General features: G+C 63.2%; 30 protein-coding genes. 8 read left to right on the top strand and 22 right to left on the bottom strand.

Going from position 1 to position 24,428, the window contains the following annotated elements; all coding sequences use genetic code 11:
• Positions 1-68 precede the first annotated feature (68 nt).
• A complete protein-coding gene (locus ACI5KX_RS02880; RefSeq protein ID WP_406809170.1) occupies positions 69-200 on the top strand; it encodes a hypothetical protein in 132 nt (43 codons plus the stop codon).
• A gap of 61 nt (positions 201-261) precedes the next feature.
• Here the strand turns inward: ACI5KX_RS02880 and kynU are convergent, their stop codons facing one another.
• The 7 genes from kynU to dksA form a co-directional block, all read right to left on the bottom strand.
• Positions 262-1,479, bottom strand: a complete 1,218-nt coding sequence (gene kynU, locus ACI5KX_RS02875) for a kynureninase (RefSeq protein WP_406809169.1) — start codon at positions 1,477-1,479, stop codon at positions 262-264.
• Entirely contained in the window at positions 1,476-2,102 is a 627-nt protein-coding gene (gene kynB, locus ACI5KX_RS02870) for an arylformamidase (protein WP_406809168.1), read from the bottom strand. The genes kynU and kynB overlap by 4 nt, the downstream gene beginning before the upstream one ends.
• The gene (locus ACI5KX_RS02865) at positions 2,102-2,893 is read right to left on the bottom strand and encodes a tryptophan 2,3-dioxygenase (protein WP_406809167.1); all 792 of its coding nucleotides are present in this window, start codon (positions 2,891-2,893) and stop codon (positions 2,102-2,104) included. Before ACI5KX_RS02865 ends, kynB begins: the two co-directional genes overlap by 1 nt.
• Positions 2,894-2,929: 36 nt before the next feature.
• Positions 2,930-3,346 (bottom strand): DUF4112 domain-containing protein, encoded by a 417-nt coding sequence (locus ACI5KX_RS02860; protein ID WP_406809166.1) that lies wholly within the window; start codon positions 3,344-3,346, stop codon positions 2,930-2,932.
• Between the two features lie 18 nt (positions 3,347-3,364).
• Entirely contained in the window at positions 3,365-4,834 is a 1,470-nt protein-coding gene (locus ACI5KX_RS02855) for an ABC transporter substrate-binding protein (RefSeq protein WP_406809165.1), read from the bottom strand.
• 71 nt (positions 4,835-4,905) lie between these two features.
• Entirely contained in the window at positions 4,906-5,283 is a 378-nt protein-coding gene (locus tag ACI5KX_RS02850; RefSeq protein WP_406809164.1) for a PilZ domain-containing protein, read from the bottom strand.
• A 227-nt stretch (positions 5,284-5,510) separates the two neighbouring features.
• Positions 5,511-5,969, bottom strand: coding sequence for an RNA polymerase-binding protein DksA (gene dksA / locus ACI5KX_RS02845; protein ID WP_406809163.1), 459 nt, complete (start codon positions 5,967-5,969; stop codon positions 5,511-5,513).
• 319 nt (positions 5,970-6,288) lie between these two features.
• Here dksA and ACI5KX_RS02840 point away from each other — a divergent pair, with 319 nt between their 5' ends.
• Positions 6,289-6,618 carry a hypothetical protein gene (locus tag ACI5KX_RS02840; protein ID WP_406809162.1) on the top strand — a complete coding sequence of 110 codons (330 nt, stop codon included), beginning with the start codon at positions 6,289-6,291 and terminating at the stop codon, positions 6,616-6,618.
• Here ACI5KX_RS02840 and ACI5KX_RS02835 read toward each other — a convergent pair.
• The 5 genes from ACI5KX_RS02835 to ACI5KX_RS02815 are packed head-to-tail and all read right to left on the bottom strand — an operon-like array spanning position 6,615 to position 9,904.
• Positions 6,615-7,724 (bottom strand): GNAT family N-acetyltransferase, encoded by a 1,110-nt coding sequence (locus ACI5KX_RS02835; RefSeq protein ID WP_406811308.1) that lies wholly within the window; start codon positions 7,722-7,724, stop codon positions 6,615-6,617. The genes ACI5KX_RS02840 and ACI5KX_RS02835 overlap by 4 nt on opposite strands.
• 38 nt (positions 7,725-7,762) lie before the next feature.
• A complete protein-coding gene (locus ACI5KX_RS02830) occupies positions 7,763-8,503 on the bottom strand; it encodes a glycerophosphodiester phosphodiesterase family protein (protein WP_406809161.1) in 741 nt (246 codons plus the stop codon).
• Positions 8,500-8,958 carry a RidA family protein gene (locus ACI5KX_RS02825; protein ID WP_406809160.1) on the bottom strand — a complete coding sequence of 153 codons (459 nt, stop codon included), beginning with the start codon at positions 8,956-8,958 and terminating at the stop codon, positions 8,500-8,502. The genes ACI5KX_RS02830 and ACI5KX_RS02825 overlap by 4 nt, the downstream gene beginning before the upstream one ends.
• Entirely contained in the window at positions 8,955-9,584 is a 630-nt protein-coding gene (locus tag ACI5KX_RS02820) for an HAD family hydrolase (RefSeq protein WP_406809159.1), read from the bottom strand. Before ACI5KX_RS02820 ends, ACI5KX_RS02825 begins: the two co-directional genes overlap by 4 nt.
• Positions 9,581-9,904, bottom strand: coding sequence for a DUF3572 domain-containing protein (locus ACI5KX_RS02815; RefSeq protein WP_406809158.1), 324 nt, complete (start codon positions 9,902-9,904; stop codon positions 9,581-9,583). Before ACI5KX_RS02815 ends, ACI5KX_RS02820 begins: the two co-directional genes overlap by 4 nt.
• Before the next feature lie 20 nt (positions 9,905-9,924).
• Between ACI5KX_RS02815 and ACI5KX_RS02810 the strand changes: the two genes are divergently transcribed.
• The 3 genes from ACI5KX_RS02810 (at position 9,925) to spt (ending at position 11,905) form a co-directional block, all read left to right on the top strand.
• Positions 9,925-10,293: a response regulator gene (locus ACI5KX_RS02810; protein ID WP_406809157.1), complete on the top strand. Its 369-nt coding sequence runs from the start codon at positions 9,925-9,927 to the stop codon at positions 10,291-10,293.
• A gap of 120 nt (positions 10,294-10,413) precedes the next feature.
• Positions 10,414-10,656 carry an acyl carrier protein gene (locus ACI5KX_RS02805; RefSeq protein WP_406809156.1) on the top strand — a complete coding sequence of 81 codons (243 nt, stop codon included), beginning with the start codon at positions 10,414-10,416 and terminating at the stop codon, positions 10,654-10,656.
• 13 nt (positions 10,657-10,669) lie between these two features.
• A complete protein-coding gene (gene spt / locus ACI5KX_RS02800) occupies positions 10,670-11,905 on the top strand; it encodes a serine palmitoyltransferase (protein ID WP_406809155.1) in 1,236 nt (411 codons plus the stop codon).
• Here the strand turns inward: spt and ACI5KX_RS02795 are convergent.
• A complete protein-coding gene (locus ACI5KX_RS02795; protein WP_406811307.1) occupies positions 11,895-12,548 on the bottom strand; it encodes an aquaporin in 654 nt (217 codons plus the stop codon). The genes spt and ACI5KX_RS02795 overlap by 11 nt on opposite strands.
• A gap of 13 nt (positions 12,549-12,561) precedes the next feature.
• The gene (locus tag ACI5KX_RS02790; protein WP_406809154.1) at positions 12,562-13,182 is read right to left on the bottom strand and encodes a YqaA family protein; all 621 of its coding nucleotides are present in this window, start codon (positions 13,180-13,182) and stop codon (positions 12,562-12,564) included.
• 366 nt (positions 13,183-13,548) lie between these two features.
• Here ACI5KX_RS02790 and ACI5KX_RS02785 point away from each other — a divergent pair, with 366 nt between their 5' ends.
• Positions 13,549-14,667, top strand: coding sequence for an OmpA family protein (locus tag ACI5KX_RS02785; protein WP_406809153.1), 1,119 nt, complete (start codon positions 13,549-13,551; stop codon positions 14,665-14,667).
• 93 nt (positions 14,668-14,760) lie between these two features.
• Positions 14,761-15,324, top strand: a complete 564-nt coding sequence (locus ACI5KX_RS02780) for a superoxide dismutase family protein (RefSeq protein ID WP_406809152.1) — start codon at positions 14,761-14,763, stop codon at positions 15,322-15,324.
• Here the strand turns inward: ACI5KX_RS02780 and ACI5KX_RS02775 are convergent.
• The 7 genes from ACI5KX_RS02775 to ACI5KX_RS02745 all read right to left on the bottom strand — a co-directional run bounded on the left by ACI5KX_RS02775 (position 15,321) and on the right by ACI5KX_RS02745 (position 22,224).
• Positions 15,321-16,841 (bottom strand): spinster family MFS transporter, encoded by a 1,521-nt coding sequence (locus ACI5KX_RS02775; protein ID WP_406809151.1) that lies wholly within the window; start codon positions 16,839-16,841, stop codon positions 15,321-15,323. The two genes, ACI5KX_RS02780 and ACI5KX_RS02775, sit on opposite strands and share 4 nt — an antisense overlap.
• 122 nt (positions 16,842-16,963) lie before the next feature.
• The gene (gene queC / locus ACI5KX_RS02770; protein WP_406809150.1) at positions 16,964-17,662 is read right to left on the bottom strand and encodes a 7-cyano-7-deazaguanine synthase QueC; all 699 of its coding nucleotides are present in this window, start codon (positions 17,660-17,662) and stop codon (positions 16,964-16,966) included.
• A gap of 60 nt (positions 17,663-17,722) precedes the next feature.
• The gene (locus ACI5KX_RS02765; protein ID WP_406809149.1) at positions 17,723-18,184 is read right to left on the bottom strand and encodes a hypothetical protein; all 462 of its coding nucleotides are present in this window, start codon (positions 18,182-18,184) and stop codon (positions 17,723-17,725) included.
• Positions 18,185-18,220: 36 nt separating this feature from the next.
• Positions 18,221-19,111: an Hsp33 family molecular chaperone HslO gene (locus tag ACI5KX_RS02760; RefSeq protein WP_406809148.1), complete on the bottom strand. Its 891-nt coding sequence runs from the start codon at positions 19,109-19,111 to the stop codon at positions 18,221-18,223.
• Positions 19,112-19,175: 64 nt separating this feature from the next.
• Complete coding sequence (gene argF / locus ACI5KX_RS02755; protein ID WP_406809147.1) at positions 19,176-20,108, bottom strand: ornithine carbamoyltransferase; 933 nt, start codon at positions 20,106-20,108, stop codon at positions 19,176-19,178.
• Positions 20,108-21,307: an aspartate aminotransferase family protein gene (locus tag ACI5KX_RS02750; protein ID WP_406809146.1), complete on the bottom strand. Its 1,200-nt coding sequence runs from the start codon at positions 21,305-21,307 to the stop codon at positions 20,108-20,110. The genes argF and ACI5KX_RS02750 overlap by 1 nt, the downstream gene beginning before the upstream one ends.
• A 122-nt stretch (positions 21,308-21,429) precedes the next feature.
• Entirely contained in the window at positions 21,430-22,224 is a 795-nt protein-coding gene (locus ACI5KX_RS02745) for a cold-shock protein (RefSeq protein ID WP_406809145.1), read from the bottom strand.
• A gap of 276 nt (positions 22,225-22,500) precedes the next feature.
• Between ACI5KX_RS02745 and ACI5KX_RS02740 the strand changes: the two genes are divergently transcribed.
• A complete protein-coding gene (locus tag ACI5KX_RS02740) occupies positions 22,501-22,932 on the top strand; it encodes a TIGR01244 family sulfur transferase (protein ID WP_406809144.1) in 432 nt (143 codons plus the stop codon).
• Between the two features lie 4 nt (positions 22,933-22,936).
• Here ACI5KX_RS02740 and ACI5KX_RS02735 read toward each other — a convergent pair whose 3' ends face one another.
• Complete coding sequence (locus ACI5KX_RS02735) at positions 22,937-24,388, bottom strand: amidohydrolase (RefSeq protein WP_406809143.1); 1,452 nt, start codon at positions 24,386-24,388, stop codon at positions 22,937-22,939.
• Positions 24,389-24,428: the final 40 nt, after the last annotated feature.

Here is a 24,428-nt window from a genome sequence, read left to right as displayed (position 1 = left end):
CTTTCTGTATTGGGGGCAGGCGTTGCCGCGCCCACCCCCGCACCCGTCATTCTGAACGGGAAACCTCAATGATTTTCACCACCAAGGTCGCGAAAGCGATACAGAGCATCGCGATCGCTATTGCAGTTGAAGTTTCTATAGGAATCACCTCCTTTGCTGCGGCAGTATTTGGCCAAAGCCATGCCGCACCGACTTTTTAGACATGAAAAGCCGAAACTGCTCAGAAAAATGGGCGCACCGCCCTGCACCACAGCAGAAATCCTAGGTCACCGCCGCTCGCCGGCCGAATTCCTCGCGCTGCCATTCGCCGCTTTCCAGCACCTCCGCCAGATGCCGCGCAGCTTCGGCGATATCCGTGAACCGGAGGTAGGCAGGCGCGAAGCCGAGGCGGAAGATGTCGGGATCGCGGAAGTCGCCGATCACCCCGCGCGCGATCAGGGCCTGACAGATGGCGTAGGCGTCGGGGTGGCGAAAGGAGAGCTGGCTGCCCCGCTCGCCGCTGTCGGGCGGGCTGACGAGCTCAAGATCGAGGCCGTGGTCCGCGACGCATTCCAGGAAGAAATCGGACAGCGCGCGCGATTTCTGGTGGAGGCGCCCGACCCCGATCTCGGCGATAAGGTCGACGCCGACTTCGAGCGCCGACAATCCCAGAACCGGAGAGGTGCCGCAGAGCAATTGCTCGATCCCTGATGCGGCGTCGTAGTCGTCGGAAAAGGCGAAGGGCGCGGAATGCCCGAACCAGCCGGTGAGCGGCTGCGCGAGCCTGCCGAGGTGGCGCTCGGCGACGAAGGCGAATGCGGGCGCGCCGGGGCCGCCGCACAGATATTTGTAGCCGCAGCCGACCGCGAAATCGGCGTTCGCGGCGTTGAGATCGACCGGCAGCGCACCGGTCGAATGCGAAAGGTCCCACAGCACCAGCGCGCCCGCCGCTTGCGCGGCCTCGGTCAGCGCCGCGATGTCGAACAGCTCGCCGGTCTTGTAATGCGCATGGGTGAGCATCAGCAGCGCGACGTCCTCGTCGAGCGCACCGATCAGTTCACCGCGTTCGGCCAGCCGCCGCTCGGCAAGTCCCTGCCGCTCCAATCCGGCGATCATGTACAGGTCGGTCGGGAAATTGCCCGGTTCGGAAAGAACCACCTTGCGGCCGGGGCGCATGTCGAGTGCGGCTGCCAGCAATTTGAAGATGTTCACGCTGGTGGAATCGCAGGCGATCACCTCGTGCGGCTGCGCACCGATCAACGGCGCGATCTTGCCGCCGATCCGTTTTGCCATGTCGAACCAACCGGCATCGTTCCAAGAGCGGATCAGACCTTCGCCCCACTCCCTGTCGATCACCTCCTGCATGCGCCCGCGCGTTGCCTTGGGCAGGCAGCCAAGCGAGTTTCCGTCGAGATAGATCACGCCTTTGGGCACATGGAATCGCTCGCGAAAGTGCGACAACGGATCCGCTGCATCGAGTTCGCGAGACTTTTCTATCATGCCAGTTCCCTGAGAATTGCGCGCACCGGCGAGGCGTCCCCACCGACGATCGGCAGCGGCAGCGCGATCAGTTCGTAACGGCCTTCGGGAACGTCATCGAGAACCAGTCCTTCAAGCACGCGGATATCGTGCCGCAGCACCGCCTTGTGGGCGTCCATTGTTTTCGAATCCTGCGGGTCGATCGAAGGGCCGTCGATGCCGACCAGCTTCACCCCCTGCACCGCGAGCCAGTCGATCGTCTCGGGCGCGATCGCGGTCGTGTCTACGACCCATTCCTTATGCGGGAAGGCATCGAAAGTGCGGAACAGCACCCGGTCGGCGGAATGCAGGTGCGGCAGATCGCCGACCTCGATCGCATGCCCCACTCCGCGCGCGTCGACCACGAGGCACTCGCCAAGATAGGGCGCAAGATCGACCGAGGCGATGTCGGGCGCGGTCTCGCTGTAATGCAGCGGCGCATCGGCATGCGCGCCGGTGTGTGTGGAGAGCGTGAGCGCCGAGACGTTGACCGGCGAGCCTTCCTCCATCTGCCACGTCTTCGCCTGCGCGAAAGCGGTGTCGCCCGGCCAGACTGGCACGCCCGGATGGAGCCTTTGCGAGATGTCCCAAATCTTGCGCGCCATCAGATCGCTGTCCTGACGCTCAGCAGTTCGGGGAAGAAGGCCTGCTTCAGCACGCCTTCGAGATAGGGCACGCCCGGTGTCCCGCCGGTGCCGCGCTTGAAGCCGATGATCCGCTCGACTGTCTTGAGATGACCGAAACGCCAGCGCTGGAAATGGTATTCGAGGTCGACCAGCTTTTCGGCGAGTTCGTAAAGGTCCCAGTGATCCTGCGGGTTGCGGTATATCTCCGCCCACGCCGCTTCGACGCTGGCATTGTGTTCGTAAGGTGCGTCGAGATCGCGCTCGAGCACCTCGGCATCGATCGCAAAACCGCGCCGAGCGAGCAAGCGGATCGCCGCATCGTAAAGACTGTCGCGCGCCGTCTCCGCCTCCAGCCGCTGCGACCAGTCAGCAGTCTTTTCGTGCAGGCGGATGTGTTTCTTGTCGCGCCCGCCGAGCATGAATTCCATCATCCGGTATTGCGGCGACTGGAACCCGCTCGACGAACCGAGATGCGGGCGGATGCGCGAATAATCGTGCGGGGTCATGGTGCTCAGCACGTCCCAGCTCTGGATCAGCTGCTGCTGCGCGCGGGCGACGCGGGCGAGCATCTTGAAGGCGGGGCGCAGGTCGTCCGCCTCGATGCAGGTGCGCGCGGCGGTGAGCTCATGGAGACACAGCTTGAGCCACAGCTCGCTTGCCTGGTGGACGACGATGAACAGCATCTCGTCATGCGCTCCCGACGAAGGGTGTTGCGCCGCGAGGATGCGGTCGAGGTCGAGATAGCTAGTGTAGGTGACGTTTCCGGCCATGGCCCGTGCCCTAGCGCGGGAGGCGGGGAAAGGGAATTACCCCTCGATCACTCGCGTTTCGGGATGATGCTTGTCGAGATGCTTCTTGATGATCCGAAGGTTGCGCGAGTTCGAACGGAACAGGAAGTCCGCCGCGTCGCCCACGACCGGGATCAGGCCGATCGCGGTATCGAAGGCGACATTGGCCCCCATCCGGGTGAGATGCCATTTCGACAGGCCGAGATTGCGCGCTTCCCACACGATATAGGCGCCCAACGCGGTTGTGATGATATCGCCGACGATGGGAATCAGGCCGACGATTGCGTCGAGACCGATCGGCATGTTGACGCCGGGCACACGCATGCTGCGTTCGAGCAACATCTCGACCGTCTCGACCCGTGCGCGCACCGAGGCGGGATCGGTGCCGGTCGGCAGTTGAAAATTCAATTTTTGCGGACGGTTAGGGGTGTCCATGGCGTCTCCTTGTCCGGCTTATGTGGTGGGTTGCGAAAGCGGGAACAAGGGGTGCAGACCCCACTGGTTGGCCTGATAGGCATCGAGCGCCCCGCGCACGAGCGACCAGCGCACCGGCGCGCCAAGCGGGATGAACACCTCGCCCGCAACCAGCGCCGCATGCGCTTCGGCCAGCACCCGCTCCTTGGCGACCGGATCGTCGGTGGTCAGCGACTGGCGCACCAGTTCGTCGGCTTCGGGCGAGCACAATCCCACTTCGAGCTCGCAATTGAACTGGTTGAGGAACCAGCGCGGCGAGGAATAGCGCGCCAGCCGGTCCCGCAGCTCGATATCCGCTCCCGCTCCGGGCTCAACCCTGACGACGGATACGCCGATCGGTGCCCACGCCTCGCGCAGCTCCTCGATCAGCAAGTCGCTGCCGGGTCCGCGAGGCAATCCCACGCGCACGATGGCTTCGCCCCCGGTTTGCGCCTTCCAGGCGTTGACCCGCCGCGCCCCCATCGCGCGGCGCTCCTCTATCGAAAGCCCGCTCCAGCGCGATTCGGAGTAGGGCGCCGTACTGAAGAATTGCGGCGGGACGATCCACGTCGTGGGCTGCCACCCGCCGAGACCGAATGGCTGGATAAGCGCATCGCGATCGATGGCCATCGACAAGGCTTCGCGCCGCGCCGGATCGCCCAACAGCCCGGTCCCGTTGCGGATTACCAGTCCGAACAGGCCGATCGTCGGATCGACCTGCACCGCGCCGCGGGAGAGCGGGCCAAGCTGCGCGAGCGGAAAGCTCGAAAGCCGACCGTTGAGAAGCAGGTCGAGATCCCCGTCGGTGAAAGCTTCGACGGCCTCCTCGGCGGCCATCGCACGAACGGTTATCGGGCGGGCAAGCTCTTCCCAATCCTCGCGTGCGGGCAGACCTCGCTGCTCCGGCGGTAGTGCGCTGAGCCGCGCCACGGGAGCATCCTCGTCGCGCGACGCGACCATCGGGCCGGCACCGCTGCCATTCTTCACGAAGCCGAGTTCGGGCTGCGCGAGCAGTCGCAGGAATTCGGGCATCGGGCTCGACAGGCGCAATTCGACCACGCGCCCGGTCATCGCGCGAACCTCGGTTATCTTGGCGAGATCGAGACCCAGCGAAGTTCCCTCGAGCCGCGTGAGCGTGTCGCGCAGCATCGTCCTGACATCCTGCGCCGTGATCGGTTCGCCATCGGGCCAGGTCGTGTTGCGCAGGCGGAAGATATAGCTCTGCCCGTCGTCGGTGACGATCCAGCGCTCGGCGATCGCGGGTATGATCTGTCCCGCCGGGTCGAGCGCGACAAGACCCTCGAACGACGCGGCACGCAGGTGCTGGGCGCCCGGCGACAGCCGTACGCCCTGCTGGAACAGGCTTTCCGGCTCACCGATGATGGCAATATCGACCGGCCCCGAATCTGCCGAGGGACCGCAGGAACCGAGCGCCAGGGCGAGCGCAGCAAGGACGCAGAATCGCTTCACGCCGCCGGACTTAGCATCTTGCAGCGCGACAGCCAGCGATAACGCCGGTCAGATTGGCAGGTTTTGGAGTATCAGACCTTGCGCAGGTTGGCCGGATCGGGCGGCGACGGCGCACGGTGGCGCCACGAACGATCCAGCGTCATGCCTTCGGGCAGGTCCGCTTTCGGAGCAGGGCTGCGAGCGTATTGGGAATCGATCTCTTCGTCGAACGCGATTCCGAAGCGATCATCCTGAACCCATGCGACGCTGCCGGCGATCTTGCCGATATTGCGCATCTCGATCTCGAGCCGATTGCCGCGCTGCACGCGAATATTGCCCTCGCCCATCATGCCGCCATCCGAGAGGTTGCGCACGCGCACCTTGTGGATCTCGGCATCCTGCTCGACGCGTATGCTGGCGAGCAGAAACAGGCTGTCGCGCGACACCGTCCGCGTTTCCAATCCTGACATCGTCGTTTCGCCTCCTTGGCCTGTTCTTGTGCGACTGCCGTTGCCGACGGGTTGGTCTCGCCATGAGTAGGTGAGAACCCGTGCACGCACATCCGCGCTAGGTTTTCGAGGTAAACGCATCGTTAAATGTGTCGGCCAAGACCAGCGGCATTGCGACCGCGTCCCAAACTGAAACGAGGAAGGGGCAAGCCCTGAATGCGCCGGCGCGATGCGCGGGCGTCCGACGATCAATCGTCGCGCGAGACTTTCTCGCGTCGTTCGTGGGCTTCCTGCGCCTCGACCGTCATCGTCGCGACCGGGCGTGCGATCAGTCGACGCAGGCCGATCGGATCGCCGGTGACTTCGCAATAGCCGTATTCGCCCTCGTCGATCCGGCGCAGCGCGGAGTCGATCTTCGAGACTAGCTTGCGCTGGCGATCACGGGTGCGAAGTTCGATGCCCCAATCGGTCTCGCTCGATGCGCGATCGTTGAGATCGGCTTCGCGGATCGGTCCGTCCGCGAGCGATTGCAGCGTGTGTTCGGCGGCATCGCGGATCGAGCGTTTCCATTCGATCAGCAGCATCCGGAAGTAGGCCTGATGCCGCTCGTTCATATACTCTTCGTCCTCGCTCGGAACGTAGTCCGGCGGAAGAAGATTTTTCGCGTTTTCGAGAATTTCAGATTCTTTAGACGCCGCCGTGGCCATGTGGTCCTCTTGTCCCAATCCCTTCGCGCGAGACCGTCCCGTCCGAGTGCCGGAAAGGTCTTCGCGGCGCTCTCCACCCCGGCAAGTCACTGCCTTGGCGCGCCTATAGGCAAGGCGCGTGTGGCACACAAGGCGTTTGCGGCATGCTTTTTCGCAATCGGCGAAATTGTCTCTTTCCCGGGCAGATTTGCCACAGCGCGCCAAGGGCGCGGGAAGAAATCTTCAGCGGCGTTAACCAATTGTTGACCATGATCCGCAAGTTCTGTGGGGGCACGATCCGCAACAGGGGGTTGGATCGGCAGAAAACGGGGAATGCACAATGAAACTCACGCCGCTTAACGGGGGGGAATTCGAACCGGCAGCGAATGCCGAAGTCGATCTTGCAGTGGCTCAGTGCCTGGCGGCCGCTTCGGGAGGAGACATCGCCGCGCTGTTCGATCTGGGATGCGTGTTTTCGACCGGGAGCAACGGGGTCACCTGCGACCTGATCGAAGCGCACAAGTGGTTCAACATCGCCGCCTCGCGCGGTCATGAGGAAGCCGCCTGGTGCCGCGCCGACATTTCCGATGAAATGACCGCGCGCGAAATCGCCGAAGCCCAGCGCCGCGCGCGCGAATGGCTCTCGGACAATCGCCGGAAAGCCGCCTAACCTTTCTTGAAGGGCGTGCGCTGATCCAGGAAAACCTGGTCGGTATCGACGCCTCCGCGCTCGCGCTCGAGGAAGTCCGCGACCGCAGCGCGAAAGCCGGGATCGGCGATCCAATGCGCCGATTGGGTCTGCACCGGCTCATAGCCACGGGCAAGCTTGTGGCCGCCCTGCGCACCCGCCTCGACCCGCGAAAGGCCCATCTCGATGGCGATATCCATCGCCTGATAATAGCACAGCTCGAAATGCAGGAAGCGTACATCGCGCGTGCAGCCCCAATAGCGCCCGTATAGCGCTTCCGACCCGATGAAATTGAGCGCACCCGCGATCGGCGTGTCACCATCGAAAGCGAGGATCAACACGATCCGGTCGCCCATCCGCTCGCCCAGAAGCGTAAAGGCCTCGCGCGTCAGATAGGGCGTGCCCCATTTTCGTGCGCCGGTGTCCTGATAGAAAACCCAGAACGCGTCCCAGTGTTTGGGCTTGATATCGGCGCCCGATAGCCGCTCGATCCTCAGCCCGTCCTGAGCCGCAGCGCGCTCTTTCTTCATGTTCTTGCGCTTGCGCGAGGCGAGCGCTGCGAGGAAGCCGTCAAAGCTGCCGTAATCGCGGTTGAACCAGTGGAACTGGATATCGCTGCGGATCAGCCAGTCGCCCGCTTCGAACAGCGGGACCTGCGCGGACTCGATAAAGGTCGCATGGGCGGAAGACAGCCCGTTCTTCAGGCACACTGCTTCCGCCCCTTTGAGCAGGTGCGGGGCGAGCGCATCGTCGGAGAGCAGCAGGCGAGGACCGCTGGCGGGAGTGAACGGTGCGGCGATCTGGAGCTTCGGATAATAGCGTCCGCCGGCGCGCTGGTAGGCATCGGCCCACGAATGGTCGAACACATATTCGCCCTGGCTATGGCCCTTGGCGTAGCTCGGCATGGCGGCGAGCAGATTCTCATCAGCATCGGTGATGACGATCGGCACCGGGTCCCAGCCGGTACCCGCGCCGACGCTGCCGGAGTCCTCCAGCGCGGTCAGGAATTCGTGACTCACGAAAGGATTGCGATCTCCGCCGAGCGCATTCCACGCATCCCTGTCGAATTGCCCGACCGAAGGGGCCATCCTGACTATGAGCTCGCTGCCGTTGGGGTCGCCTTCGCTCACGGAAGCCCCTCGCCTTCGCTGATCAGCGCATCGACGAGTTCGAGCGCCTTGGCGCGCTTTTCGGGCGAATTGATCGTCCAGCTCAGAAGCGGACGACCGGCATCATGCCATTCACCGGCAATGTCATTGGGAATGTCGCGGATATCGATGGCGAGGAAATCGGGATCGGCCTGCTTGATCGCGCCCTCTGCGCGCCATGCGCCGAGCCAGCCGTGATCGAGCGTATCGGTGCAGACGAGGCCGCGCACCCGCTCGGGGTCGTGTTCGGCAAACCAGGCTCCGGCGCGCGGATCGAAACTCATCACCGCGTGCGGCCCGGCGTAGTCGCCCAGCCCCGCGGTCACGGCGGCGCAGGCCTGCTCGATGGTGAAATCGGGCAGCGACTTGATTTCGATCAGCAGCGGCACCCGTCCGTCGATCTGCCTCGTCAGGTCGGCGAGGCTCTCGATGCGGTCTCCCGTTTCGGTCAGGTGCATCCGCCGCAGGTCGGCAGAATCATGCGTTGCGACGAAACCGCTGCCGTCGGTCAGCCGTTCGAGCACCCAGTCGTGGAACACCATCGCGCATCTGTCGGCACTCAGCTGGATATCGCACTCGATCCCCATGCCTGCCGCAATGGCATCATCGAAGGCGGTGCGCGAATTCTCGATCCGCCGGCCTGCGGGCGAAGTGCCGTGCAAACCGCGATGGGCATACTCCCATGTAGTCAACCATTCGGGAACCGCGCGGTGGCTCATTCGGCGATGGCGATGATCGCGTCCACCTCTACCGCCGCGCCGAGCGGGAGGGCCGGGACGCCGACCGCCGCGCGGGCGTGCTTGCCCTTCTCGCCGAACACTTCGAACATCAGGTCCGATGCGCCGTTGGCGACCTTTGGCTGGTCGGTGAAATCGCCGGTCGAATTGACGAACGCTCCAAGCTTCACGACCCGCTCGACCTTGTCCAGCGGGATAAGCGCGGCCTTCAATTGCGCGAGGATCATCAGCCCGCAAGCGCGCGCAGCGGCCATTCCGTCCTCCAGGCTCACATCCTCGCCCAGCCTGCCCGTCACCAGCTTGCCGTCGACAAACGGCAACTGGCCCGAGACGTGGGCAAATCCGCCCTGCACAACGACCGGCACATAGCTCGCGACCGGGGCAGCGGCTTCGGGCAGGACGATGCCCAGTTGTTCGAGACGCGCTTCGATACTCATGCGGGGATTCCCTCCAGTCTATCCATCAACCATGGCAACGCTTCGGCCCAGCGGTCGATCCGCGCATCGGCGTGGCCTGCCTTGTGCGCGCAGTCGATCGACCCGGCGATCATCGGTTCGCCGCAGAAATGCAGCCGCACCGCATCGGGCACGGTCTCGCTCACCGAATGGTGGTGCTGCGGCAGATCGTCGATGAACAGCGCGCGGCTCGGCGCAAATTCGGCGACGATCTTCTCCAGGGCGGGACCCTTCGGCCCCTGATTGGTGAACACCGGTGCCTTTATGCCGACCGCTTCGAGCTGCTCGGCGCGCATGTCGCGGCGTTTGTCGACGAGGTTGGTCAGGATCACCACGTCGGCATGCTCGCTGAGCGTATTGATTGCCTCGACCGCGCCTTCGATCGGCTTCTGCCGGTCCATTTCGGTGTCGAAAAACCCGCCGAGCATCTTCCACACGTCCGAAGCCTCGAGCAGCTCGCCGTTGTTCTGCCAGCGCAGCGCCTCACCGAAATTCGCTCCGTCGAGGTTGAAATCGACGCCTTGGGATTCCTCCAGCCATTCCTTGAAATGGGCGACCATGTGCAGCAGCACTTCGTCGCAATCGCTGATAATCAGGGGGCGGCTCATCGGGACAGTTCCTTGTAGGCGGCGATCAGTTCTTCAGGCGTAACGGCCAGGGCTTCGGCGGCGCGGATCAGGTCGGGCTCATGATTGGCGAGAAATTCGAGCGGGGAGGCAAGCACGACCGGATCGCCGAGCCCGGCCCGCAAGGCATCGGGATCGAGCCCGGTCAGGCTCAGGAAACGCTCCGCACGGTCGCCGTCCTCCAGCACCCAGCCGAGCGCGGCAAGCGCCAGCGTGGAAGCGGTAAGTGCCGCCGGTCCGGAAGTATCGTCTGCCGCGTGTGGGATTGTGGAGGCCTCTCGGTCGGGGTAGTGAGCGCGCATCGAAATGATCGGGGCATGCAGTGACAAAACGTGTAATGGTTGTCGAGGATAACGACCTCAACCGGAAATTGTTCTGCGATGTGCTCAAAGCCAATGGATTCGAGGTCGAACCGGTCGCCGACGGAGATAGCGTGCTCGAAACCGCGCGGGCCTGCTCGCCGGACCTTATCATCATGGATATCCAGCTGCCCGGAGTGTCCGGAGTGGACCTCATCGAGGCGGCCAAGCAGGACATGCTGCTCGCCCAGATCCCGGTCCTCGCGGTGACCGCGTTTGCGGCCAAGGGGGACGAGGAACGCATCCGCGCAGCGGGCGCATCGGGTTATCTCTCCAAGCCGGTTTCGATCATGCCGTTCATGAATGCGGTGAAGGAACTCATCCCCGAGTGAGCCGGTTTCGTAGCTTCGCGCGAGTTGGGAAAACTTGACAATCCCCCCAACGAGCCGCTTTGCAGCCGCAATTGCTTGGCACAGGCTGCGTGCCGGAACTGAAAAGGTAATCGTGAGACTATGACCGAAGCCGAAGTCGATACGCGCATCCGCGCCCTGATCGAGCCGTTCAACAAGAAGGGCGTCGACATCACCGATGCGACGACCTTCCAGAACGATCTCGAATTCGACAGCCTGACGGTGATGGATTTCGTGGCCGAGATCGAAGACGAGTTCGACGTCATCATCAGCATGAACCAGCAGGCTGAAATCGAGAATTACGGCCAGCTCGTCGCCGCCGTCCACAAGCTGCAGGATAGCTGATAAGGGCGCTTTCATGACCGATACCGCGACCACGCAAACCGCCCCCCGGGGCGACCTGTTCTCGAAATTCGATCCGATCATCCAGACCCGCGAGACGCTGCTCGCGAGCGGGGTCGAGGATCCGTATAATCTCGTGATGGAAAAGGTGCTTTCGCCAACCCGTGCAATCTGCAACGGGCGCGACACGATCCTGCTCGGCACCTACAATTACATGGGCATGACCTTCGATCCCGACGTGATCGAGGCGGGCGAGCAGGCGCTGCGCGATTTCGGTTCGGGCACGACCGGCAGCCGCGTTCTCAACGGGACTTACCAGGGCCACAAGGAGTGCGAGGACGCGCTCAAGGAATTTTACGGAATGGACCATGCGATGGTCTTTTCGACCGGGTACCAGGCCAATCTCGGCATCATCTCGACCATCGCCGGCAAGGGCGATTACATCGTCCTCGACATCGACAGCCACGCCTCGATCTACGATGGCTGCAAGATGGGCGATGCCGAAATCGTCCCGTTCCGTCATAACGACATCGAGGCGATGGAAAAGCGCCTCCGCCGTATTCCCGAGGGCGCGGGCATCCTGGTGGTGCTCGAAGGGGTCTATTCGATGCTCGGCGATGTCGCGCCGCTCAAGGAGATGGTCGCGATCGCCAAGAAATACGGCGCAATGGTGCTGGTCGACGAAGCGCATTCGATGGGCTTTATCGGCGAGAACGGCCGCGGCGTGTGCGAAGAGCAGGGCGTGATCGATGATTGCGACTTCATCATCGGCACCTTTTCCAAAAGCGTCGGCACGGTCGGCGGCTTCTGCGTTTCGAACCATCCCAAGTTCGACATCATGCGGCTGGTCTGCCGCCCCTACGTATTCACCGCCTCGCTCCCGCCGAGCGTGGTCGCCACCGCGGCGACCTCGATCCGCAAGCTGATGCACGGCGCGAACAAGCGCGCGCATCTGTGGGAGAATTCCAAGGTCCTGCACAAGGGGCTCAAGGAGCTCGGCTTCGAGCTCGGTACGCAGGAACCGCAAAGCGCGATCGTCGCGGTAATCATGCCCGATCTGCAGCGCGGCGCGATGATGTGGGAAGCGCTCCTCAAGGAAGGCCTCTACGTCAACCTCGCGAGGCCACCGGCCACACCTGCCGGCATGACGCTGCTACGCTGCTCGCTGTGCGCCGAACACTCATCCGAGGAAGTGCAGACGATCCTCTCGATGTTCGAGCGCGCCGGCAAAAGGACGGGGATTATTTCCTGACTCCAACTAGACAGCACGCACATCCCACCGCGAGCAGTGCTCCGATAAACTGCGAAACCACGAACAGGGGCACGTCAGCCGGAGCGATCCCGGCAAAGGTGTCGCTCAGCGAGCGCACCACCGTTATCGCGGGATTGGCGAAGCTGGTCGAGGAAGTGAACCAGTAGGCACTGGTGATAAAGAGCGCGACTCCCGCCGGGATCGCGCTCGGGCGATGCTTCAACAGCAGCAGGATCGTAAGGACCAGCCCGAAAGTCGCGACAAGTTCGCCGGTCCACTGCCCGATCCCCGCGCGCGCTCTCGTCGAGAACTGGAGGATTTCAAGATCGAACATCAGGTGGGCGGCGAAAGCCCCCAGCGCGCCGCCGGCCAGCTGCATAGCGACGAACGCCGCTGCCAACCCGGCCCCGATCTCCTTGCGAGCGAGGAAGGCGAATGTGACTGCCGGATTGAAATGCGCGCCGCTGATTGGGCCGAGCATCGCGATCAGGACATAAAGAATCGCCCCGGTCGCAATCGTGTTGGCGAGGAGCGCAACCGCCACGTTACCGCCGGCGAGATTCTCCGCCATGACCCCCGATCCGATCACCGCCGCGAACAGGAAGAAGCTGCCGATCGCCTCGGCACCAAGCTTACGCCCGATCGACGGGCTGCCCTCAGACCCCGCGAACCTGTTCGATCGAAGTGATGTTGTCGCACGGTCCCGGCTCGTCGCTCTCGCCGCCGCCGACCTGGGTGATGACCACGATCCCGCCGACCACGAGCAGCACGAAGGCGGTGGTGACGAGGCCAAGGTATTTCTCGATGAAGTTCTTGATCGGCGCGCCGAAGATCCGGAACAGCAGGCCGACGGTGAAGAAGATCATGCCGCGTCCGACGAGGCTGGCGAGCACGAAAGTCACGAGGTTCATGCCGACAAAGCCCGCGGTGATCGTCAGCAGTTTGAACGGGATCGGGGTCGACCCGGCGAGGATGATCGCTTCCCAATCGTATTCGTTGAGATAGCACGCCGCAGTGGGGAAGCTGTCGGCCAGCCCGATCGCTCCGAGCAGCCACTGGCCGATGCTGTCGTACAGCCCCCAGCCGATCAGATAGCCGAACAGCCCGCCCGCGACCGAAGCGAGCGTGGCGATGATCCCGAAGCGCAGCGCCTTTTTCGGCTCGGCGAGGCACATCAGCCCGAGCAGCGGATGCGGCGGGATCGGGAAGAAACTGGCTTCGATGAAACAGAAGAAGGCGAGCCAGCCCTGCGCATGCGGATGCGCAGCCTTCTCCATTGTCCAATTGTACAGCGAGCGTAGCCAAGCCAAGGAATAAGGCCCCTATCCGGTGTTGGCGCGAAGGCTTAGGCGAGCACCACAGACGGTGCAACCGCCACAAAAGCGTGTGCTGATTGCAGCCGACGGCCAATTGATCCGAGCGCTTCGAAAGATGGGATCTTCCAAGAAACTAGGCATTGCGAATCAACCCCCGTAGCATTCACTCTCGCGCCTTGATTGCGGGTGCCTGTCCGAATTTTTTGCCGTGTGATGCGAGATAGCGGCATTCTTGCAACAGTTTGAGCGGATTGATCGCTTGCGACTTTTCCGCCGAGAAGTTAGAACCTGCCGGTGCCTCAATCCTATAAAAAGGGGAAAACTAGAATGCGCAATCTCGTCATTGGAATGGCGATGGCTTCGACAGCGCTCACCGCACCCGCCATGGCCCGTGAGGGTCAGTGGTATATCGAGGGTCAAGGTGGGGCAATGCTCGTCGAGGACATCGACTACGACGTCAACGGCAATCCGGACGACTACCAGTCGGAATTCGTGGAAGGTTACGACTTCGGCGGTCTCGTCGGGTATGATTTCGGTGCCTTCCGTATGGAAGCCGAAGCCAGCTACCGTGCTGCCGACCTCGATACGTTCACCGTGCTTCCCGGCGTCCGGAACCAGGTCCCTCCGGGAACCACGGCGGTTGCCGACGGCGAGTTCAACGCGCTGAGCTTCATGCTCAATGGCTTGTTCGACATCGGTGCCGATGACGGCCTTCAGGCATTCTTCGGCGGTGGTGTTGGTGTCGCCCGCGTCGATGTCGACGCGACGTACTTCTCCAACCTGTCTCCGTTCCTCGACGATTCGGACACCGGTCTCGCATGGCAGCTGCTTGCGGGTATCCGTGCTCCGCTCAGCGACAGCTGGGACGTCGGCCTGCGGTATCGTTACTTCAATGCGGTCAATGTCGAGCTGATCGACGCCTTCGGGAACGATCTCGAAACCGACATCAGCACGCATTCGCTCCTCGGTACGATTACCTACAACTTCGGTGGTGAAGCACCGCCTCCGCCGCCTCCGCCACCGCCGCCGCCGCCGCCGCCTCCTCCTCCTCCTCCGCCACCGCCGCCGCCGCCGCCGCCTCCGCCGCCGCCGCCGTGCAACACTGGTCCGTACATCGTCTTCTTCGATTTCGATCAGTCGGACATCACTGCGGAAGCTGCGACGATCCTCAACAACGCGGTTACGGCTTACGCCAACTGCGGCACTGCGAACGTCATGCTTGCCGGTCACACCGACCGTGCGGGTAGCGTGACCTACAACATGGGTCTGGCAGAACGTCGTAACGCGTCGGTGCGTGATTACCTGACCGGCCGCGGCATTCCGGACGGTCGCATCAGCAGCGAGGCATTCGGCGAATCTCAGCCGCGCGTCCCGACCGCTGACGGTGTCCGCGAACTGCAGAACCGCCGCGTCGAAGTCACCTACGGTCCGGGTTCGGGCATGTAAGGGAGAGCTTCACGCTCAAAAAGTTGAAGGGGCCGGAGCAATCCGGCCCCTTTTTCGTTATCCCTTCAAAGAACTCGATGAAGGGGAAATCCTATGCAAACCATCCAATCTCTCGGCGCCGCGGCCATCATGCTTGCACTTGCCAACTGCGCTCCGGCTTCAGAGCAGGCTCCGGAAGCAGGGAACCCTTCCAAACCGGAAGCGACGACGTTGGGCGAAGCCACTCTCGTCAATGCTGACGGTACGGAGGTCGGCACAGCCGTTCTCAGTCAGAATAATGATGAAGTGAGCGTCGCCCTCGTTGTCGACGGGGTCGAACCGGGCGAGCACGCCTTTCACCTGCACACCACCGGCGCGTGCGAGGCACCCGACTTCACGTCGGCGGGCGGACACCTCAATCCGTTCGACAAGTCGCACGGAAGCATGAGCGAAAACGGGAAGCATCTTGGTGACCTGCCCAACATCACGGTCACCGAAGGCGAACCGCTCACCCAGACGTTCGCGCTGGAAGGCGACGCCGAAGTCGTCAAAGCCGCGATCTTCGATGAAGACGGTACGGCGGTTATGATCCATGCGGGACCCGACGATTACGTTTCCGATCCGGCGGGAGCAGCCGGCCCCCGTGTCGCATGCGGGGTCGTGAACCCGAGCTCCTAAGCGGGACTATCGCCTGTAGAGACCTCTTCGCCGGCGGCCCTCGCGCGTTCCACGAGGGTCCGCTCGGCTTCCGGCACAGAGCGATAAGCGACAAACAAGAGCACGAGACCGATCGGAACGGCCACGAGCAGGCTCAGGCCGCCGGTCGAGAGGCTTTCGGTCATCGTCGAGACCTGGCCTGCCATATAGGGGCCCAGCGCCAGGCCGACGAGCGTCGTCGCCAGGAAGAAGGTCGCCGTGGCGGTCCCCCGCATTCGCGGCAGGACCAGATCCTGAGTCGTGGCCGCTGCCCCGCCCAGCGCCGAACTGCCAAACAGCGACTGCAGGAACGCCGCGATGTAGAAGGTGGTGGGGTCGTTCGTCGTGAACATGACGAACAGCGGCGGTGCGGCCGCCGTGAGGCCGAAGGCGACCATGATCAGCCGTCCCGCCGGATTGCGCTCGCGCAACCAGTCGGCCATGCGTCCGCCAAGGATAACCCCGAGGAAGCCGGCCACGGCTCCCGGCCCGCCGATCCACCAGCCCGCAGTAGACGGCGCTTCCTCGAGAATCCGGATAGCGTAGGGTGCCGCCCAGAAGGTTGCGGCGTAGGACATGAAGGCCACCATCCCGTAGCCTAGGATCGTGGTGAGGAACGCAGGCGTCCCCCAGATCAGCTTGAAGGTTGCTTCATCACGACGCTTCAAAGTCGAAGCCCACGAGAAGATCGCGTAATAGCCGATACCGATCGCGCCCCATTGCTGCGCGTTCCCGGTCACCACCGCCATGGCATAGGCTATTCCGAAGATAACCGCCGCACCGACGAGGTTGAGCGCGATCCCGCGCCCGCCGGCCTGGGCCGCGCCGATCAGGGTGAAGGGCGGGATCACCGCGACAAGCTCACGCAAGAAACCGCGGAAGGGATCCTTGGGCGGAGGCGTGACGATGCCTTCGCTCTCGCCCCGCAGCGGTTCGCGCAGCGTGAACACAAGAAATGCCAGCAGGATACCTGGCAGACCCACGATGATGAAGGCAGCCTGCCAACCGGCAAGCCCCATCGGTGCATCGGTAGGATAGGCCGCATTCCAGCGTTCGACGATCGCGCCGCCGATCAGCAGCGATACACCGCCGCCGATGTACAGGCCCGAGGAATAGATCGCGAGGGCAGTGGCGCGCATCTTCTTTGGAAACCAGTCGGAGATCAGCGAATAGGCGCTGGGGCTGGCAGTCGCCTCGCCCACACCGACGCCGATCCGCGCCACGCTGAGCATCGCGAAGTTCTTCGCAAATCCCGAAAGCGCGGTGAATGCCGACCAGACGGTGAGCCCGACCGTCATCAGGCGGACCCGATGCCAGCTGTCGGCTAGCTTCCCGAGCGGGATGCCGAACAGCGCATAAAAGACGCCGAATGCGGTGCCGTAGAGAAAGCCGATCTGGTCGTCGCGCAGGCCGAGGTCGGCCTTGATGTCTTCAGCAAGGATCGAGATGATGTTCCGGTCCACGAAGTTCAGGACGTAGATCACGACCAGAATACTCAAGGCATACCAGCTGTACGCCGGAACCTTCTGATCAACTTGAACCGGCGTCGCAGTTTTCACTTCGTCCAAGGATCGATCCCCTATCCCGTTTTCTCGAGTTCCAGACCGGCAAGGATGTGCGGTCAGTTCGCGTAGGCCGTGCTATCGGTTATTCCCGCCTCGGCAAAACCCTTTTTGCGCAAACGACAGGAGTCGCATAGTCCGCAGGCGATTCCGTCCTCTGTCGGGTCATAGCACGACCAGCTCCATCCAGGGTCGAGCCCCAGCCGGTCGCATTCCTTCGCGATGTCGGCCTTGGTCATCTGCTGGAGCGGGGCGTGGATCGTGAACGGCCGCCCCTCTATCCCCTGCTTGGTCCCGAGCCGCGCGGTCTCGGTGAAGCTGGCGATGAATTCCGGTCGGCAATCGGGATAGCCCGAATAGTCGAGCGCGTTGACCCCGATGAACACATCGCTCGAGCCCGCCGCTTCGGCGCAGGCAGTTGTGAGAGCGAGAAAGACGAGGTTGCGTGCCGGCACATACGTCACCGGAATGTCGTCGCCGACACCCGACTTGGGCACCTCGATCGCATCGGTCAGCGCCGAACCGCCGAAGGCACGCAGGTCGAGCGAAATTTCGGTTTGCGCGGCAAGGCCGAGCTCCTGCGCAATGCGCCGTGCCGATTTCAACTCCAGCCTGTGCCGCTGACCGTAATCGACCGTCAGCGCGCGGACTTCGAAGCCACGCTCCTTCGCAATGGCGGCCGTGACCATGGAATCGAGACCGCCCGACAACAGGACGACGGCCGTGGGCTTAGAGCTTGTAGGGTCTGAAGCACTCATCCCGCACGGGATAGCGGGATTGTCGCCTTACGCAATGACTGGCTGCTCCGGGAGCGTCGTTCAGCACCCGCCCGTTCGGCGCGCTTCTGCGGTGAACTGGAATGGGGTGCCGGACTCGATGCCCTGGCTCTCGATCTGGACGAGCGAGCCGGACTCCTTGCGGATATGGGTTCGGCCATAGCCGTTTCCGGGGCAGGTATACTGCACGGTGACACGAGCCGCACCGTCTTCGACCACGAAACGGCTGCATCCCGATTCGGTGTGCTTGAGCTGGATGAGTTCTCGCCCGCTGCGGACGCAGATCTTGCGCTCGGGCGTCCCGTCGCGGTGTTTGATCGTCCACTCGCCCTTCGCGAGGTCATTCAGCATGGCAAGCCCATCCGATTGGGCGAGCGCCGGCACCCCCAGTCCTATGGAAAGGGCTGCGGCTGCTAGAGCGACACGCTTGGGCAATCGGAAGATCGGTTTGGTCATCAGGATAACATCGTCTTTCTGGTCGGTTTCGCTTGCACAAAATGCCATATGAACGATGAAACGTTCCTGAACGACGATGAATCGTTAGATTTCGAGTTCGAACGCTTTCGAGCAGAACGCGCAATCGACCACGACCTTGCCTTCCTCATTGCGCATCTCGGCCTGTTCATCGGGCGGGAAGCGGGCAATAACCCCTTCATAATACTCGGCGCTGCAACGGCATCCGCGCGACAGGTCCGCGCCCGGCATGATGCGCACTTCGTCCTCTTCATGGAACAGGCGCCAGGCAATCGCCTCGAGTGACAGCTTGTCATCCACCAGTTCCTCGTGGCTGATGGTCGATGCGAGCGTCGAGACGTGTTCCCAATCGGGATGATCCATGCGGACATGCAGGCGCTCGCGACCCTCCTCGCCATCGGCGAGGTGCTGGATCAGGAGCCCCGCGGCGACACGGCCATCGCCGCCCGAGCGGCTGGCAACGCGGATCAGCGTCGGCACCTGTTCGGATTGCGTGAAATAGTTTTCGCAAGCCTCGGCCAGCGTCTCGCCCTCGAGCGGGACGATGCCCTGATAGCGTCTGCCCGCGCCGGTTTCGAAAGTGATGGCAAGATAGCCTTCCCCGAACAGCGCGGACAGCGAGGGATTGGCCCCCAACTTGCCGAACTTCTCCGAATCGAAATCTGCATAGCCGCGCATGGAACCGGCGCGATAATCGCAGACCAGCAATGAGACGACGCCCGCCTGCGTCTGCGCCTGCATGGTCAGCTGCGCTTCTTCGCCTTTAAGCAAGCCCCCCATCAGCGCACCGAGCACCAGCGCTTCGCTCAAGAGATGGGTGATCGGCGCAGGGTAATCATGTGCCGACAGCACCTCGTCGACCACCCGGTCGAGCCGGACGGCGCGCGCTCTCGCATTGCGGGCGGGCAGCGTAAAGCCGAGCAGCTTGTCGGAATATGTTTCGGTCTGGTTTTCCATGCGCCATCATATGGTGGTTGGCATGGCCCGGTTTAAGCCCCCGGAGGCCAGCGCGTGCGAGAGGTCACCCAAGCAGTCCGAAGCACCACAAAAGAACCGATTTCTGCGCGTGGATGCGGTTCTCCGCTTCGTCGAAGACAACCGATTGCGGTCCCTCGAAAACGTCTTCGCTCACCTCTTCATCGACGTGGGCCGGAAGACAGTGAAGGAAGATGGCATCGGGTTTGGCGTGCTTCATCAGATCGGCGTTGACCTGAAAGGGAGCCATGGCGGCGAGCTTGTTGTGGACATGCTCCTGCCCCATCGAGACCCACGTATCGGTGACCACGACATCCGCATCGCGCGCGGCGGCGACGGCATCCTGCGTGAGCGTGACGGTCGCCCCGCCCTCGCGCGCCATCTCGACAAACTCCGGTTCCGGCTCATAGCCTGCGGGAGTCGCGATACGGACATTGAACTTGAACAGTGCCGCCGCCTCGAGAATCGAGTGCAGCACGTTGTTGCCATCGCCGAACCACGCGACTTCGAGACCGGGCAGAGCCTTGCCATGTTCGATCATGGTCAGCAGGTCGGCTACGATCTGGCACGGATGCGAGCGATCGGTCAGCCCGTTGATAACCGGCACGCTGGCGTGCTTGGCCATTTCTTCGATCTTGGCGTGATCGTCGGTTCTCAGCATGATGCAATCGACCATGCGGCTGAGCACCCGCGCGGTATCTGCGATTGTTTCGCCGCGACCGAGCTGGCTCGATCCCGCCTCGAGGATCAGCACCGTCCCGCCCAGCTGGCGCATCGCGATGTCGAAGCTGACGCGTGTGCGGGTCGAATTCTTTTCGAACACCAGCGCGAGCACCCTGCCTTCGAGCGGAGCGTCGGTGTCGGCCTTGCCCCTGGGCCAGTCCTCGCGCGCCGCCTTGCGGTCGATCGCATCGTTGATCATCGCTGCGATTGCGTCCGCGCCCGCGTCGCCCAGATCGAGGAAGTGGCGCACCGCCATCAGGCAGGCTCGGGAACTTTATAGCTGGCAGCACCGGCGGAGAGCTTTTCGAAGAACTCGTCCATCTCTTCATCGCCGATCACCAGCGGCGGAAGCACGCGCAGGGTGTTGTCCCCGGCAGCAACCGTAAGCAGCTGGTGGTTGTCACGCAGGTGCACGAAGAATGGCCGGCTTTCGACCTTCATCTTGATCCCCAGCATCAGGCCCTTGCCGCGCACGAGTTCGAACAGTTCGGGATAATTGCCGATGAACTGCTCGAGCCGCGACCGGAGGCGTTCGCCCTTTTCGCGAACCGAGGCGAGAAATTCCTCATTGGCGACCGCTTCCATGACCGCGCTGCCCGCCGCCATCGCCAGCGGGTTGCCGCCGTAGGTCGAGCCGTGCGTGCCGAACACCATGCCGCGCGCCGCTTTTTCGGTGGCGAGGCAGGCGCCGATCGGGAAGCCGCCGCCAAGGCCTTTTGCCGTAGCGAGGATGTCGGGCTCGATCCCGTATTGCTCATAGGCATAGAAGGTGCCGGTGCGCGCCACGCCGCATTGCACCTCGTCGAGCACCAGCATCAGGTCGTGCTCGTCGGCGAGCGCGCGCAGGCCCTGCATGAACTCGACCGAAGCAGGGCGAATGCCGCCCTCGCCCTGGATCGGTTCGACGAGAAAACCCGCCGTGTTGGGCCCGATATGCGCCTTGGCCGCTTCGAGATCGTCGAATTCGGCATATTTGAATCCGGCGAGCAGCGGCGAGAAGCCGTGGTGCATCTTCTCCTGATTCGACGCGCTGATGGTCGCCATGGTTCGGCCATGGAACGCGTTCTTGAAGGTGATCAGCTCGAACCGGTTGGCGTCGCCGTCGTCTCCGGCGTTCTGGTGATAGGCGCGCGCGGTCTTGATCGCGGTCTCGACCGCCTCTGCGCCCGAGTTGGTGAAGAACACCGTATCGGCAAAGGTGTGGTCGACCAGCTGCTGCGCCAGCTTCTCGCCCTGCGGGCTGCCGTAGAGATTCGAGACGTGCATCAACGTTTCGGCCTGCTTCTGGATCGCGCCGATCAGGCCCGGGTGCGAATGGCCGAGCAGGTTGACCGCAATCCCGCTCGCGAAATCGAGATAGCGCGTGCCGTCTTCGTCGATCAGGTGGCAGTGCTCGCCGCGAACCGGGCGCACTCCGCAGCGCGGATAGACGGGCATCAGCGGGGTAATCGACATAGTCAAAATCCTGGTCTTGCAAACGGGTCCAAAAGCAAATGGCGACCCGATAATGAGCCGCCATCTGGTTCGAGATAGGGCCGCTCGATCACTAGGTCAAACGGCCGAAATGTGCGGGGCGGTTAGCCCTGAACCGGCACGAGATTGACCGCGGAATATTTCCCGCGTCGGTCTACCTCGAGATCGAATTCGTAGCGTTCGCCTTCGTTGATCGCGCTGAGACCCGAGCGCTCGACCGCGCTGATATGCACGAATGCATCCGGCTGGCCATCGTCGCGGGTCAGGAAGCCGAAGCCCTTCATCGAATTGAAGAACTTGACCGTCCCGGTCGCCTTCTCGCCAGTAAGCTCGCGCTTGGGCGGGCCGCCCGCAGCCGGTGCGGCGATCACTTCGCCGACGATCTGGAGGTCCTGAGCGGAAATCTTTCCGCCACGATCGACCAGGTTGAATTCGAGTTCCTGGCCCTCGGCCAGCCCTTCGAGCCCGGCGCGCTCGACCGCGCTGATGTGCACGAACACATCTTCGCCGCCGCCTTCCTGGGCGATGAAGCCGAAGCCTTTCTGGCCGTTGAAGAACTTCACGGTGCCTTTGCCGGTGCCGACGACCTGCGCGGGCATGCGGTTGAAACCGCCGCCACCGCCACGATCGCCACCGCCGCCGCGCGGACCGCCACCACCACGGGGGCCTCCGCCACCGAACCGATCGCCGCCGCGATCGCCGCCGCCGCCGAAGCGGTCACCACCGCCTCCGCCGCCGCCATAGCGATCGCCACCGCCGTAGCGGTCGCCACCACGATCATTTCCAAAATCGCTCGGCGGAGGAAATCCATCCATGCCGCCGCCAAAAGGATCGAAACCGTCCTCGCCGAATCCGTCGCGCTTGTCCCGACCGCGCCGACGTCCCCTATCGTAACCCATAATCCAGTACGTACCTTGTCACACTGTCCAACGTCCAAAGCGCCGGTAGCGGGGACAGTGATCCGTACCAGACGCGGTCGATAAATCGCTCGTTCGATTATCGTCCACCAACGCAGGTCATAGCGCACAAAGCACTGTTATGCGAATGATTTAACCTGCAGCCCCTGTTTGACGCCAAAATATTACATTTTCGAAGAGGTTCCGCCTCGTCCGGGTTCGCGATTTGAGTATTTGGCACACAGCGCGTAGCGCGTCCGAAACAGCAGGGATGAGACCATGGAACCATTTCGCAAGTTGACCGAATCGATGTTCGCCAGCCCGCAGATCTCGGTCGGCGACATAGAGAGCGCGAAAGAGCACGGCATTACGCTGGTCATCAACAATCGCCCCGATGGCGAGGACCCCTCGGCACCGCATAGCCCCGAGATCGAAGCTGCGGCCAAGGCTGCAGGCATCGAATTCCTCGCCATTCCGGTCTCGCACGCAGGCTTCAGCATGCCGCAAGTCGATGCGATGGCGCAGGCCCTGCAAAACAACGAAGGCAAAACCCTCGCCTATTGCCGTTCGGGAACGCGCTCGACCCTGCTGTGGGCGCTGGCCCGCGCAAAAATGGGCGACGATCCCGAGAGTATCGCACAGGCAGCCGAATCGGCCGGCTACGATGTGAGCGCCGTCCGCCCGACGATCGACATGCTGGCGGCCGGCTGACCGCCTACTTGCGGTAATCGAGCGGCGGCGCACGGTCGCCGAGAAGCGAACGGTATTCGTAGTTCTCGCCGCGGGCCGAATCGAACTCGGCACGGGCTTGAGAGCGCAGGTCCGGATTGGTGAACAGCTCGACCGCCATCAAGGTCATGGCTTTGGCTGCAAGCTGCGCGCCCTTGTAGCCGATCGAGTGGCCGCTCGCTGCGACCGCCTGCCAGCTGTGCGCGCTCGTACCCGGAACCCAGGTCGCGGTGCGAACACCCACGGTCGGGGTCGCCCACGAAACATCACCGACATCGGTCGAGCCATAGCCGAGATTCTTCTCGTAGGGCTGGATCTGCGTCGCGCTTGCCAGCGGCTTGGCCGCATCACCCAGCGATTCCTGCAGCTGCTCGGCCCATGCGCGTTCGTCGGCGGTGTATTCGAGCCCGCCGACACTGCGAAGCTTGGCATCCATCACCCGCGCGAGGGTTTCGTTGACCAGCAGCGGGTTGTTGCCGTGGATCACTTCCCACTCGACATCGGTGCCGGTGCCCATGGCGGCACCGCGCGCTGTCGCTTCGAGCCGCTGCCAGATTTCCTCGACACCGTCGGGATCGGGATGGCGGACGTAATAAAACACCTCGGCAAAGTCGGGCACGACGTTGGGTGCGTTGCCGCCGCTCGTGATCACATAGTGCATGCGCGCATCCTGCGGCATGTGCTCGTGCATCATGTTCGCCATCATGTTCATGGCTTCAACCCCGTCGAGCGCCGAGCGTCCGCGCTCGGGTGCGCCTGCCGCGTGGGCCGACACTCCGCTGAAACGGAATTTGGCCGAACGGTTGGCGAGGCTGGTGCGCGCCGCTGCGCTGTTTTCGTCATCGGCGTGCCAGTGAATCGCGATGTCGACATCGTCGAACAGCCCGGCGCGGGTCATGTAGACCTTGCCCGAGCCGCCTTCTTCGGCGGGCGTGCCGTACAGCCGGATGCGGCCCGGCGTGCCGGTTTCCTCGAGCCATTGCTTGACTGCGATCGCCGCCGTGAGCGAGCCCGCGCCGAACAGATTGTGCCCGCAGGCATGGCCCGCATGCTTGCCGTCGATCGGGTCGCGGGTCGCGCTGCCCGACTGGTTGATGCCTGGCAGCGCGTCCATTTCGGCAAGGATCGCGATCACCGGCCCGCCCGAGCCCCATTCGGCGACGAAGGCGGTGGGAATGTCGGCGATGCCTTCTCTGACCGCGAAGCCTTCCGCGGCGAGTTCGCTCTGCAGCAGCTCGGTCGAACGGGTTTCGAGATAGCCGACTTCGGCATACTCCCACAGGCTCTTGGCGACCCGGACCGTGCGGTCGGCGTTGGCGTCGACAAACCCGACCGGATCGACCCCCGCGACGGAATGGTTGTCCGCCGTCAGCGGGGCACTGCCGAGCGCGAGGGTGGCGAAAGCGGCAAGGGCAAGCGGGGTGGTGCGCAATTTCATCTGAATCTCCTTGGCCCCTGCTTGCCGTAAAGCGAGCCGC

The sequence above is a fragment of the Erythrobacter sp. GH1-10 genome (assembly GCF_045363165.1).
In the GTDB taxonomy this organism is placed as follows: Bacteria; Pseudomonadota; Alphaproteobacteria; order Sphingomonadales; family Sphingomonadaceae; genus Erythrobacter.
Note: the sequence above shows the minus strand (reverse complement) of the source record. Positions and strands in the feature narration are given on the sequence as shown.